The following is a 13,465-nucleotide window of genomic DNA, read 5'->3' as shown; positions in this document are numbered from 1 at the left end:
CGGTGTTTGATTTGGAGCGGGACGGGACTTTTCAGCCTTGTATCACCGCGCAGATTATTCGCGAAAAGCGAAAAATCATAACGGTGCAGACGGTTAACCATGTAAATAAGAACGTTTTGACTGTGGGCATTCCTCTGTTTGACAATCAGGGTAAGCTCAAATATGCTGCCTGCTTCAATACGCTGTCTATGGAGCAGATGAACACCATCCATCGCAATTACCAGCGGCTTCAGGAATCTGTGCAGCAGTATTCCCAAGAGCTTGCCGACCTGCGGGCAAAGAACATGGTGGCGGCGGATTTGCTGTTTAAAAGTCCGCCGATGCAAAAGCTTCTTATCCTGATGCAAAATACTGCCAACACCCGGGCCAATATTTTGATTACGGGAGAGACAGGCGTCGGCAAGAGTGCCATTGCCAAAATGATTCATAAAATGAGCGATTTTTCCACAGGCCCGTTTATTGAGGTCAATTGCGCCGTGCTGCATGAAAATCTGATTGAGTCGGAGCTGTTTGGCTATGAGAAGGGCGCGTTTACCGGAGCGTCCTCCGGAGGCAAAATCGGCAAGATTGAGCTGGCCAACCACGGAACGCTGTTTCTCGACGAGATTGGGGAGTTGCCCACCGCCTTGCAGTCCAAGCTGTTGCAATTGATTCAGGAAAAGACCATTGAGCGTGTTTCCGGCAATCGCAAGATCGTGCTGGATTTCCGGCTGATTGTGGCCACGAATCGGAATCTTGAGAAGGATGTGGCGGACGGACTGTTTCGCTCGGACCTGTTTTACAGGCTTAACGTGATCCGGATGCAGATTCCGCCCCTGCGGGAGCGGAAGGAGGACGTGCTGCCCATGGCCTACCAATTCCTGACCCGGTTTAACCGGGAGTATCAAAAGGAATTGACGTTCAGCTCCAGATTTTTAAATTTTCTGGAGATGTACCATTGGCCCGGGAACGTGCGCCAATTGGAAAATCTGATGGAACGTCTGGCCATTACGGTGCAGGATCCGGTGATTGATGTGTCTGCGCTGCCCTCTGAATTTTCCGACGAAACGGCTCCGGCCGAGGAGGGGGCGATCAATCCCGCCGCAACACTGCAGGAGCGGCTGGATGCCTACGAGGGCCAGATTGTACGGGATGCCTATGGGTTGGTTGGCACCACCGTGGGCGTTGCGAAACGGCTTGGCATTTCGCAGGCCACTGCTGTGCGTAAAATCGCCAAGTACGTCAGATGAGGGAACCGAGCGGTCCAAGTCTGTGGAACGCAGTGATTCTCGCGAATGATTTTGAAATAACAGAGGCTCCCGGCTTTTTCGGCCGGGAGCCTCTATTATTAAATTGAGAGTAGAAAAATGCATGCTGAAAAAATGCACATACGGTGAACCCTCAAGTTTGCAAGGCTGCTCAATCAATCCATATCCGGCAGCTTTGCGCAGAGAAAAGGCTTACTCGGCGTACAGAGACTTCAGCTTCAGCAGTTTCTCATAGCGCGCCTTGGCGGCGTCCTCACTTCGGGTAAACAGTTCGTTGGCGCGGTCCGGGAACTCGCGGGTCAAGCGGGAATACCGGGCCTCGCTCATCAGGAAGTCCTGATAGCCGCCTGCGGGCTCCTTGGAGTCCAGGGTGAACTTTGCGCCTTCGGCGGCGGGATTGAAGCGGAACAGGTTCCAATAGCCGCACTCCACGGCCTTCTTCATTTCCACCTGGCAGTTTGTCATGCCGCCCTTAATGGAGTGCATCTCGCAGGGAGAGTAGCCGATGATGAGGGACGGACCGGGATAGGCCTCGGCCTCCTGAATGGCCTTGAGGGTCTGGGCCGGGTTGGCGCCCATGGCCACCTGCGCCACGTACACATAGCCATAGCTCATGGCAATCTCGGCCAGAGACTTTTTCTTGACTTCCTTGCCGGCGGCGGCAAACTGAGCCACCTGACCGATGCTGGAGGCCTTGGAAGCCTGACCGCCGGTGTTGGAGTAAACCTCGGTATCGAAGACAAAGACGTTCACGTCGTTGCCGGAGGCCAGAACGTGATCCAAACCGCCGAAGCCGATGTCATATGCCCAGCCGTCTCCGCCGAAGATCCAGGTGGATTTCTTGGTGAGATACTCGCCCTGGGCCAGAATCTCTGCGGCCAGCGTGCAGGCCTCGCAGTCGCACTGGGTCTTGCCTGCTGCCTCCAGCTCCTTCATGTGGGCCAGCAGCTCAGCCTGCTGTGCACCGAATTTCTCCTTGGCGGCGGGGCTGCTTATAAATTTGATGGCTTCATCCACGCCCAGAATACCGCACTTCAGCGCGGCAACATACTTTTCGGAAGCCTCGGCGCTGGCGGCGCTGTCGTCCATGGCGTCCAGCCATGCCTGTGCTGCTTCTTTCACGAAGGACTGGGCATGTTCCACGGCGATCAGGGCCTGCGTCTTTTCCTTCAGGCTGTTGCGAATGGCGTTCTGCCCCAGATACATGCCAAGGCCGAACTCTGCGTTGTCCTCAAACAGGGAGTTTGCCCACGCGGGGCCGTGGCCCTCCTTGTTCACGCAGTAAGGAGAGGTGGCTGCGGGACCGCCCCAGATGGAGGAACAGCCGGTGGCGTTGGCAATATACATCCGGTCGCCGAACAACTGCGTGACCAGACGGGCATAGCTGGTTTCGGCGCAGCCGGCGCAGGAGCCAGAGAACTCCAGCAGAGGCTGGCGGAACTGGCTGCCTTTGACGGTGTTGTCCTGCATGTCCTTTTTGATGGAGACTTTAGAAACGCAGTAGTTAAAGACCTCCTGCTGGGGAGCCTCCTGCTCCTGAGGAACCATGCTCAGCGCACCGACGGGGCACTGCTTCGCGCAAACGCCGCAGCCCATGCAGTCCAGCGGAGAGATGGAAATGGCAAACTTGTAAACACCCTTGCCCTTGCCGACCTTCACGTCCGCCATCTTCATGGCGGCGGGAGCGGCAGCGGCCTCTTCCTCCGTCAAAGCGAAGGAACGGACGGTGGCGTGGGGGCAGACATAGGAACACTGGTTGCACTGGATGCACTTCACCTGATCCCAAGTGGGGACGCTGACGGCGACGCCGCGCTTTTCATAGGCGGCTGCGCCCAGCTCAAACTGGCCGTCCACATGCGGCAGGAAGGCGGAGACAGGCAGACTGTCGCCATCCATCTTGCCCACAGGCCACAGAATGTCCTCCACCTGCTTGACAAGCGCCGGCGCGCCCTCGGCCCGTTTGACTTCGGTGGCCTTCGCTGCGTCCTTCCAGTCGGCGGGGACGTTGAATTTCTTATAGGCGGTGGCACCCATGTCAATGGCCTTGTGGTTCATATCCACCACGTCCTGACCCTTCTTCAGGTAGGAGCGAGTGGCTGCATCCTTCATATAGCCTATGGCCTCTTCTCCGGGCAGAACCTTTGCCAGAGAGAAGAAGGCGGACTGGAGGATGGTGTTGGTGCGCTTGCCCATGCCGATCTTGGCGGCCAGGTCGATGGCATCGATGGTGTAGACCTGAATGTTGTTCTCGGCGATATAGCGCTTGGAGGCGGCGTCCAGCTTCTCGGCCAGTTCCTCATCGCTCCACTGGCAATTGATGAAGAAAGTACCGCCGGGTTTCACGTCCCGCACAATGGGAAAGCCCTTGGTGATATAGGCGGGAACGTGGCAAGCCACAAAGTCAGCCTTGTTGATATAATACGGGCTGCGAATGGCCTTGTCGCCGAAGCGCAGGTGGCTGATAGTAACGCCGCCGGTCTTCTTAGAGTCGTACTGGAAGTAAGCTTGAATATATTTATCGGTATGATCGCCGATAATTTTGATGGAGTTCTTGTTGGCGCCCACGGTACCGTCTCCGCCAAGGCCCCAGAACTTGCACTCGATGGTGCCCGCAGCGGCGGTAGAGGGCACGTCCTTCTCAGGCAGGCTAAGATTGGTCACATCGTCCACGATGCCGATGGTGAACTGGCGGCGGGGCTGGGCCTTTTGCAGCTCTTCATACACGGCGAAGACGCTGCGGGGCGGGGTGTCCTTGCTGCCAAGGCCATACCGGCCGCCAATAATCTCGGCCTCGCGTCCGGCGTTTGCAAAGGCGGTAACCACGTCTATATACAAAGGCTCGCCCTGAGAGCCGGGCTCCTTGGTGCGGTCCAGCACGGCGATCTTCTTTGCCGTGGCGGGGATGGCGGCCAGCATTTTCTCGGGGGCGAAGGGCCGATACAACCGCACCTTCAAAAGGCCAACCTTCTCGCCGTGTGCGTTGAGGTAGTCGATGACTTCCTCGGTCACGTCGCAGATGGAGCCCATGGCAATGATCACGCGGTCGGCGTCGTCCGCGCCATAATAGTTGAAGAGCTGATAATCGGTGCCCAGCTTCTCGTTAATCTTGCCCATGTATTTTTCGACCACGGTGGGCAGCGCGTCATAAAATTGGTTGCAGGCCTCGCGGTGCTGGAAGAAGATGTCGCCATTCTCGTGAGAGCCGCGGGTGGTGGGCCGCTCGGGGTTCAGCGCGTGATTGCGGAACGCACCCACGGCGTCCATATTGCACATTTCTTTCAGGTCCTCGTAATCCCACACGGCCACCTTCTGCACCTCGTGAGAGGTACGGAAGCCGTCAAAGAAGTTTACAAACGGAACACGGCCTTCAATCGAGGCCAGATGCGCCACGGGGCTGAGGTCCATGACCTCCTGCACGTTGCCCTCGCACAGCAGGGCAAAGCCGCTGGCCCGGCAAGCCATCACGTCGGAATGGTCGCCAAAGATGTTCAGCGCATGGGTGGAAACCGTTCGGGCGGAGACATGAAACACCGCCGGCAGCAGCTCACCCGCCATTTTGTACATGTTGGGGATCATCAGCAGCAAGCCCTGAGAGGCGGTGTAAGTGGTGGTCAGGGCACCGGCAGTCAGGGAGCCGTGGACGGTGCCGGAGGCGCCTGCCTCGGACTGCATCTCCACCACCTTCACTTTGGTGCCGAAGATGTTTTTCTGTCCAGCGGCAGACCACTGGTCCACCAGGTCCGCCATGGGGGACGACGGGGTAATCGGATAGATACCCGCCACCTCAGTAAACGCGTAGCTGACATAAGCAGCAGCGTTATTACCGTCCATGGACTTAAATTTTCGTGCCATAAGCTTACCTCCTAATTGTTACCGCCCGCAAGCGGCGGCATTTTAACGAAGCCACGAATCCGCTTTCCCGAACGATATCCGTGTAAAGTAATTATAACACTGCGATTTTACCATGTAAACATTTACCTTGTGATTCTAAGGGTAAAATCCTGTTTTTCTGCGTAAAGTCCAAAAGAACTCCCGATTATTGAACACTTTTTTCGTGGAAGGGTTTCCATCTCCGTCATTTTGTGGTAAAATAAGCGTGCTTTTGTAAAGAGGTTTTACCTGTCTGCTTTTTGCGGCTTGTCATACCTCGCCCACCGGAAGTGTTTGCCGGGCGGGCGTTTTCCACCGTGTTACCGTCAATTGATTTAGGAGGTAGACCCATGGTCGTGTCCATCCGCTCGCTGGGGCTGAACGGAATTTCGGGCTACGAGGTGAGCGCGGAGTGCTTTCTCTCCGGCGGTCTGCCCGCGTTTGATATTGTGGGCCTACCGGACGCTGCCGTGCGGGAGGCCCGTGAGCGGGTTCGGGCGGCAGTGAAAAACTGCGGAGTGAAATTTCCCGTCAGCCGCATTACGGTGAATTTGGCTCCCGCCAACCGGAAAAAGGCGGGGACGATGTATGATTTGCCCATTTTCATCGGCATTCTTGCCGCGGCGGAGGAGCTGAAAAAGCTTCCGCCCGACGCGGCGTTTCTGGGGGAACTATCTCTCACCGGGGCGGTGCGGGGGGTCAGCGGCGTGCTGCCCATGGCCATGGCCGCGCGGGACGCGGGAGTGAAGCAACTCTTTGTTCCGGCGGAGAACGCGGCCGAGGCCACCCTTGCAGGAGGGCTGACGGTTTACGGCGTTTCGGATGTAGCCGCACTGGTGGCTCATCTTCGCGGCGAAATGCCCATTGCTCCAAAGGAGCCGTGGCTCCCGGAGGAGGAGACGGAGGCCCTGCCGGATTTGCGGGACGTGATGGGGCAGGAAAATGTGAAGCGGGCGCTGGAGATTGCCGCTGCCGGGGGGCACAATTTGCTGTTAATCGGTTCTCCCGGCTCGGGAAAGTCCATGCTGGCAAAGCGCCTGCCCTCCATTCTGCCGGATATGACCCGGGACGAGGCGTTGGCTGTCTCCGGAATCTGGTCCGTGGCGGGGCTGACGGACCCGGGCAGTCCCCTTTTATCCCGTCGCCCCTTCCGCGCGCCTCACCATACGTCCTCTGCTGTGGCGCTTAGTGGGGGCGGCCCGGCTCTGCGGCCGGGAGAAATGTCTCTGGCGCACAACGGCGTTTTGTTTTTAGACGAGCTTCCGGAATTTCACCGGGATGTGCTGGAGGCCATGCGTCAGCCACTTGAAGACGGGGAAGTCACCGTGTCCCGGGCAGGGGGGACTTTGCGCCTGCCCGCAGGGTTTCAGTTGATTTGCGCCATGAATCCCTGCCGCTGCGGCTGGAAGGGGCATCCTTCTGGAAAGTGTACCTGCTCTCGGCGGGATGTAGAGCGGTATGTGGAGAAGATCTCCGGTCCGCTGCTTGATCGCATAGATTTGCACATCAACGTGCCGTCGGTTGAATACGAGGCCCTGCGGCGAAAAACCGCTCCGGAGGATTCCGCCGTCGTGAGAGGGCGGGTACTGATGGCACGGGCGCTTCAGCTTGCCCGTTTTGCGGGGTCGGACGTGAAATGCAACGCCCAGCTTCCGCCCTCCATGCTGGCTACGTTCTGCGAGCTGGACGCGGCGGGGGACAGGCTGATGAAGTCTGCCTTTGAGCGGATGGGTCTTACTGCTCGGTCCCACGACCGGGTGCTGCGGGTGGCCCGCACTATTGCGGACCTGGAAGGATCGGAGCGCATCGAAGCGCCCCACCTGGCCGAGGCCGTGCAATACCGTAATACGGAAATTTTAAAGGGCTGACGTCTCCTTGACAGAACCGGATTGCTGCCGCCGGAATAAGGCCCTGATAAGCCGGGAATTGCAGTGAAAAGTGCCTTTTCTAAGGGGTTTGCCCGAATATTTCAATTCAACCAATCGGAGGGTTTTATGACAAACCAAGACACGCGGGAAATTTTCCTGCTGAAGCTGGGCGAGGTGGTCCTGAAGGGGCTGAACCGCCACACCTTTGAGGATAAGCTGGTGAGCAACGTCAGTCGCCGTTTGCGCCGCTGCGGCAGCTTCAACGTGTATTTGCGTCAGAGCACCATTTATGTAGAGCCCAGGGGGGAAGACTGCGACATGGCGGAGGCGCTGACCGCCTGCCGTCAGGTGTTTGGTGTGGTGAACGTTGCCAGGGCCGTTCCCTGCGAAAAGGACGTGGACGCCATTTTTGAAACGGCGGCGGCGTATTTGAAAGAGGAATTTGCAGCGGCCAGAACTTTTAAGGTGGAATCCAAGCGGGCGGACAAGCTGTTCCGCCTGAATTCCATTCAGATTTCGCAGGCAGTGGGCGGCCTTTTGGCAGAACGCTTTCCCAATGTGTCCGTGGATGTGCACAAGCCGGATCTGACAGTGCATGTGGAGGTCCGGGAAAAGGCGGCGTATGTCCACGCACCCGCCGCTCCCGGCGCGGGAGGCCTGCCCATCGGCATGGGCGGCACGGCGGTGAGCCTGCTGTCTGGCGGAATCGACTCGCCGGTATCCTCTTGGATGATGGCCCGCCGGGGTGTGCAGTTGGAAATGGTCCACTTCGTCTCCCCGCCCTATACCTCCCAGCAGGCGCAGGACAAGGTGCTGGAGCTGGCAAGACTTCTGACGGCGTGGTGTGGACGAATGACGGTGCATATCGTTCCCTTCACCAAAATTCAGGAGGAAATCCGCAAGCACTGTCCTGAGGAATATTTCACCCTCATCATGCGCCGATTTATGATGCGCCTTTCCGAAAAAGTCGCCCGGAGCGTGCACGCCGGTGCGCTGATTACCGGCGAGTCTTTGGGCCAGGTGGCAAGCCAGACGTTGCCCGCCCTCGGGGTGACGGAGGATGTGACCACGCTGCCCGTCCTGCGTCCCCTTATCGGCATGGACAAGGTGGAGATTATCCGCCTGTCCAGAGAAATCGGCTGCTATGAAACGTCCATTCTCCCTTATGAGGACTGCTGCACCGTGTTCACACCCCGCCATCCCAGCACCCGGCCCAATCTGGAGGACGTTCGCACAGCCGAGGCGGTGCTGGACATCGAGGGTCTGGTGAACGAGGCGATGGCGAGACGGGAAAGAATCCGTGTAAAGCCGTGAAATGGAACGGGATGAATTTGCGTACCACCGCGCTGTTTTTTGCGGCGGGAGTCATCTGGCTGGTGGTGGCATCGCAAAACGGCTTTCAGACACTCTATCTCGTGGCTTCCGGGCTGAGCTTTCTTGCGGCAGCAATCGCGCTGTTTCGCGATTTTAAGATACGGCACGCAAACAAAAAATCCGAATAAGAAGGGTTCTGAGTGATCATGCTTTCCGCTGAAATTCTTGCCGTGGGAACAGAGCTGCTTCTCGGCAGCATTGCAAATACCAACGCCCAGATCCTCTCCCAAAGTTTGCGCGGCTTGGGCGTCAATGTGTTTTGGCACACCGTGGTGGGGGATAACCCCGGGCGGCTGGAAGCGGCGCTGGATATCGCCCGGAAACGGGCGGATGTGATCATCACCGTGGGCGGACTGGGGCCGACTTACGACGACCTCACCAAGGAGACTGTCTGCCGTACCTTTGGGCGAAGGCTTACGTTCCGGGCGGATATTGCCGAAGAACTTCGTGGGCTATACGAAACCGTGTTTCGCGTCCCCATGCCGGAGAATAACCTGCGTCAGGCCGAACTGCCGGAGGGCTGCACGGTGTTTGACAACCCCGTGGGCACCGCACCCGGCTGCGCCTTTTACGAGGGCGGGGTTCATGTGTTGATGCTGCCCGGGCCGCCTGAGGAGTGCGAATCCATGCTTCACCGCCACGCGGAGCCGTATCTGCGGGGCCTGTCCGATGAAATCATCCTCTCTCACGATATTCTTTGCTTTGGCATAGGAGAGTCCGCCGTGGACCAGCTTTTGCGGGAGAATATGTCCCGGATGAAAAACCCCAGTCTTGCCACCTATGCAAAGCCTGCGGAAATGTGCCTGCGGGTGACCGCCAAGGCCAAAACCCGCGACAGGGCGGAGGCAATGCTTGCCCCCGTGGTGGACGAGGTGAAAAAGGCCCTTGGAGACGTGGTTTACGGGATAGACGTCTCCTCGCTGGAAGAGGCGTGCAAAACGCTTTTACAGGAACGGGGGCTTAGCTTGGCCACGGCAGAGTCCTGCACCGGCGGTCTGCTTGCTCAGCGGATGACGGAGCTACCGGGAGTATCCGCCGTGTACCGCGGGGGAGTGGTGTCCTATTGGTCCTCCGTAAAAGCGGACGTGCTGGGTGTGCCGTGGGCGTTGCTGGACGAATTCGGCGCGGTGTCCGAGCCTGTGGCCCGGGCTATGGCAGAGGGCGTTTGCGCTGTCACCGGGGCGGAGCTTGGAATTTCCGTTACCGGTGTGGCAGGGCCAGACACAGACGAGCGGGGAAATCCCGTGGGGCTTGTGTATCTGGGGCTGTGCACGCCAGAGGGGACGTTTTGCCGAAAGCTTACGCTGGGGCGGCGGAAGCGGGAGCGCATCCGCGCGTTGGCGGCAAACACTGGGCTGGACATGGTGCGGCGCTATCTCACGGGTCTTGTGTTAGAACCGATGCGGGAACAATAATCGAATAAAAAACAGGCGGACGCGGGAAGACTCCCTGCGTCCGCTTTTTGCTGCTGCTTACCCCAGCGCCACGTCCAGCACCATCATTGCACTAAACCGCCTTCGGCGGTGGTATTGACAGGAATTTCGACTGCTGATAAAATAGCATCACAACATAAACAACGTTGCCTCTAAAGAAAAACGGCTGGAACGATACCAGTGGAGGTTTATTTGTTGCGCCCGAAAGTATAATTTCAATTTTTCCTATTTGTTGGAATCTCTGATTTGCGAGGCTTTTGCGGATACTATACTTGTCAATAATCGGGCAAGATAAATTATACTTTCCCCATAGGTGGCGGTTTCGTGCTATGAAATTATCCAAACAAAGGCAGTTGAGATATTTCTTCTCGACTGCTTTTTTCGCGCCTTTGCTCGGATAATTTGCTATTCATAATGAGAAAGCCCACTACAAACCCGCAGGTTCCGGCACGGCTGTGGGCCTGAGGCACCAGCTCCTCCACCACCACATATAGCATCGCCCCTGCCGCAAAGCTTAAAAGCCACGGCATCAGGGGACGAACTCCCGCCGCCACCAGCACCACTGCTACGCCGAACAACGGCTCTACAATGCCAGAGAGCGCACCGCCTGTAAAAGAGCGCAGGCGGCTCCAACCCTGTTGGCGCAGAGGCAGAGAAATAGCCGCCCCCTCGGGAAAATTCTGAATACCGATGCCAATGGCAAGGGCCGTCGCGCCCGCAAAGCTCTCACCCTGGGCTGCCAGAGCAAAAGCGAGTCCAACTGCCATTCCCTCCGGAATGTTGTGCAGAGTGATGGCGGTGGTCAGCAGAACCGTCTGCTTCCAGCCTGGGTCCGCAATTTCCCGCTCCTTTCGGAGCCGGGGGAGCAGCGCATCCAGCGCCGCCAGAAACACCACGCCCAGCAGCATTCCTCCCGCTGCTGGAATCCAGCCGGGGATTTGCCATGTACGGGCCTGTTCAATGGCCGGCAAAAGTAGGCTCCATACGGACGCGGCGGTCATTACGCCCGCGGCGAAGCCCAGCAGTACCCGCTGAATTTTGTCATTCGGTATGTCACGAAAGAAGAAGACTGTGGCGGCGCCCAGCGAGGTCATGGCAAAGGTAAACCCCGTCCCCGCCGCCGCCCATAAAAGCGGCTGAATCATGTAATGGTACCTACCTTTCAAGGCGTATGTGCGCTGCCGGAGGTCTGGAACCGGACTGCGCGCAAGTTGTCCCGCCTTTCCGCCAGGCGAGACACCGCCCGTATGCACCAGTATAAGCACAACGAAGAGCAGGTGTGACGGGGCTTGCAATCCGGAAAAAACTGTGCTATTGTGAAGCTATTGTCACATGTTGGGCAGGAAAATTGAAAAGGCTCATATAATTTCGCTGGAAACGGTGCGAAAGTTTCTACGGAGCCGCCGAAAGGCTCTGCTATGGGTGTCCGCTGCGCGGGAGCGCAGACGGGCGCTTTTTCGTTCTGCCGGACTTTTGGAAAGGAAGCGATTTTATGACCTCAATTATAAAAGGCGTCCTTGTTTCCGCTCCGTCTCTTGGCAAGCTGGAGGTTCACGCCCCCGGCTATCTCGCGCTGGAGGGCGGCGTGCTTACCGGTGTGTTCGACGAGCTGCCGGAGCGATACGCTGATGCACCCCTAGAGGATTTCGGAAACTGCCTGATTACCCAATCGTTTACGGACCTCCATCTCCACGGCCCCCAGTACCCCATGCTGGGCACCGGGATGGATTTGCCGCTGCTGGAGTGGCTGAATGCCTATACCTTTCCCACAGAGGCCCGCTTTGCCAACGAACAGTACGCCCGGGAGCAGCATTGCGCTCTTGCGCAGGAGCTGATCCGAAACGGAACTACGCGGGTGTGTATGTTTTCCTCCCTCCACAGAAAAGCCACGCTGATTTTGATGGAAGAGCTGGAAAAGGCCGGAGTTACCGGCTATGTGGGTAAGGTGAACATGGACCGCAACGGGGGCGAACACTTGCAGGAAACCACGGAGGAATCCATGGAGGAAACCCTTCGCTGGCTGGATGAGTGCGAACGATTTGTTCATATAAAACCGATCCTCACACCTCGGTTTACCCCCTCCTGTACGGATGAGCTGATGGCCTTTCTGGGGAAACTGGCGGCGGAGCGGAATTTGCCCGTGCAGTCGCACCTTTCGGAGAATCAGGCGGAGCAGGCGTGGGTGTGCAACTTGCACCCCGACTGCGGGCAGTACTGGCAGACCTATGCCAAATACGGACTTTGGAACGGGCGAACCGTGATGGCTCACTGCGTCTTTTCCGATGAGCGGGAGCGGCGGGCTATGAAGGAGGGCGGCGTGACCGCCGTCCACTGTGCCGACTCCAACCTAAACCTCTGCTCCGGCGTGGCGCCCGTTCGCGCGCTTTTGAACGAGGGGGTGAAGGTAGCATTGGGCAGCGACATTGCGGGAGGGGACACGGTCTCTATGTTCAATGTGACTGCTTCCACCATCCGGGCCTCCAAGGCCCGCCGCATTCTGGACGACTGGAAGACGGACGCACTCTCCGTGGCGGAAGGCTGGTATCTGGCTACCTCCGCAGGCGCGGCGTTTTTCGGCGCCGAACCCGGCTTTGCCGTGGGGGAGCCGCTCCACGCCATGGCGCTGGACGACGGTGACCTGCCCCCGCTGCCCACGGCGGAGGAACGGCTGGCCCGAGCCGTCTGCCGCAGACAGGAGAGAGCCGTGCGGGCCGTCTGGAGCGCGGGACGCAGGGTTTTGTAAACATGCTGGACAGCACTGAAAACTGTATATTTAATATCTGGAGGATTGTATCTCGTGAACTGTAAAAAATGTTGTTCCTTGCTGGTATCTTTGCTGCTTTTGGGGACACTTTCGGCCTGTTCCCAAACCGGGGCGGGGAGCGCCGCATCCGCAGCGGCTTCAGCGTCCGCAACATCGGTCGTTTTTCCCTCTGACAGCGTAGAGATTATGCTTTACGGAGAACAGCACGGCGTTCCAAAAATACTGGATCGGGAATTTGAGCTGTGGCAGGATTATTACGATACCCAAGGCATGCGGCATCTGTTTATAGAAATTCCGTATTATACCGGGGAATTCTTAAATATGTGGATGCAGGAGGACGACGACGCGATTCTGGATGCGGTCTATGACGATTGGGACGGAGCCAGCGACCATACCCCGGACGTAAAAGCGTTTTATCAAAAAATCAAAAGCGAGTGTCCCAAAACCATATTTCACGGGACGGATGTGGGGCACCAGCGTCAAACCACCGGAAAGCGGTTTTTGCAAATCCTTGAAGAAGCGGGCGAAACGAAGTCGGAGCAATATCGGCTCGCGCAGGAGGCCATCCGTCAAGGTGAGCTTTATTACGAGGAATACGACGAGGCATACCGTGAAAATACCATGGTGGAGAATTTTATTCGTGAATTTGACCAGCTGGACGGCGAAAGCATTATGGGGATTTACGGCAGTGCTCACACCGGAATTGAGGACATGGAGTCTTCTACCGGCTCCGTCCCCTGCATGGCAAACCAGCTTGCCGCGCGCTATGGCGCGGCCCTTCGGTCTGAGGACCTTTCCTATCTTGCAAAGGACATAGATCCCCTCAAAGTGGAAACGGTCACGGTTGCGGGGAAAGAGTATCAGGCGTCATACTTTGGTGAACAGGACCTGACGGGGCTTGTGGAGGGC

9 protein-coding genes and 1 riboswitch are annotated in these 13,465 nt (G+C 57.7%); of the genes, 7 read left to right on the top strand and 2 right to left on the bottom strand.

All coding sequences use genetic code 11. From position 1 onward, the window contains the following. The coding region (locus RT018_RS10020) for a sigma 54-interacting transcriptional regulator (protein WP_312941547.1) at window positions 1-1,229 on the top strand (1,229 nt) is incomplete at its 5' end. A gap of 210 nt (window positions 1,230-1,439) precedes the next feature. Here RT018_RS10020 and nifJ read toward each other — a convergent pair. After that, complete coding sequence (gene nifJ, locus RT018_RS10015) at window positions 1,440-5,099, bottom strand: pyruvate:ferredoxin (flavodoxin) oxidoreductase (RefSeq protein WP_312941545.1); 3,660 nt, start codon at window positions 5,097-5,099, stop codon at window positions 1,440-1,442. Between the two features lie 368 nt (window positions 5,100-5,467). On the opposite strand from nifJ, the gene RT018_RS10010 reads away from it, so the two are divergent. The 4 genes from RT018_RS10010 to RT018_RS09995 all read left to right on the top strand — a co-directional run bounded on the left by RT018_RS10010 (window position 5,468) and on the right by RT018_RS09995 (window position 9,774). Further along, complete coding sequence (locus tag RT018_RS10010; RefSeq protein WP_312941543.1) at window positions 5,468-6,985, top strand: YifB family Mg chelatase-like AAA ATPase; 1,518 nt, start codon at window positions 5,468-5,470, stop codon at window positions 6,983-6,985. 126 nt (window positions 6,986-7,111) lie between these two features. Then, window positions 7,112-8,299, top strand: coding sequence for a tRNA uracil 4-sulfurtransferase ThiI (gene thiI / locus RT018_RS10005; protein ID WP_312941542.1), 1,188 nt, complete (start codon window positions 7,112-7,114; stop codon window positions 8,297-8,299). A gap of 11 nt (window positions 8,300-8,310) precedes the next feature. Beyond that, entirely contained in the window at window positions 8,311-8,487 is a 177-nt protein-coding gene (locus tag RT018_RS10000) for a hypothetical protein (RefSeq protein WP_312941541.1), read from the top strand. A gap of 18 nt (window positions 8,488-8,505) precedes the next feature. After that, on the top strand, window positions 8,506-9,774 hold the full coding sequence (locus RT018_RS09995) for a competence/damage-inducible protein A (RefSeq protein WP_312941598.1): 1,269 nt from the start codon (window positions 8,506-8,508) through the stop codon (window positions 9,772-9,774). 353 nt (window positions 9,775-10,127) lie between these two features. Here RT018_RS09995 and RT018_RS09990 read toward each other — a convergent pair whose 3' ends face one another. Next, entirely contained in the window at window positions 10,128-10,937 is an 810-nt protein-coding gene (locus RT018_RS09990) for a ZIP family metal transporter (RefSeq protein WP_312941539.1), read from the bottom strand. Window positions 10,938-11,130: 193 nt separating this feature from the next. After that, window positions 11,131-11,231: riboswitch (purine riboswitch) on the top strand. A 53-nt stretch (window positions 11,232-11,284) separates the two neighbouring features. Here RT018_RS09990 and RT018_RS09985 point away from each other — a divergent pair. Both RT018_RS09985 and RT018_RS09980 read left to right on the top strand, forming a co-directional pair. After that, window positions 11,285-12,535, top strand: a complete 1,251-nt coding sequence (locus RT018_RS09985) for an amidohydrolase family protein (protein ID WP_312941537.1) — start codon at window positions 11,285-11,287, stop codon at window positions 12,533-12,535. 54 nt (window positions 12,536-12,589) lie between these two features. Further along, a partial coding sequence (locus tag RT018_RS09980) for a hypothetical protein (protein ID WP_312941535.1) occupies window positions 12,590-13,465 on the top strand: 876 nt, incomplete at its 3' end.

The sequence above is a fragment of the Oscillibacter sp. genome (assembly GCF_032060045.1).
In the GTDB taxonomy this organism is placed as follows: Bacteria; Bacillota; Clostridia; order Oscillospirales; family Oscillospiraceae; genus Oscillibacter.
Note: the sequence above shows the minus strand (reverse complement) of the source record. Positions and strands in the feature narration are given on the sequence as shown.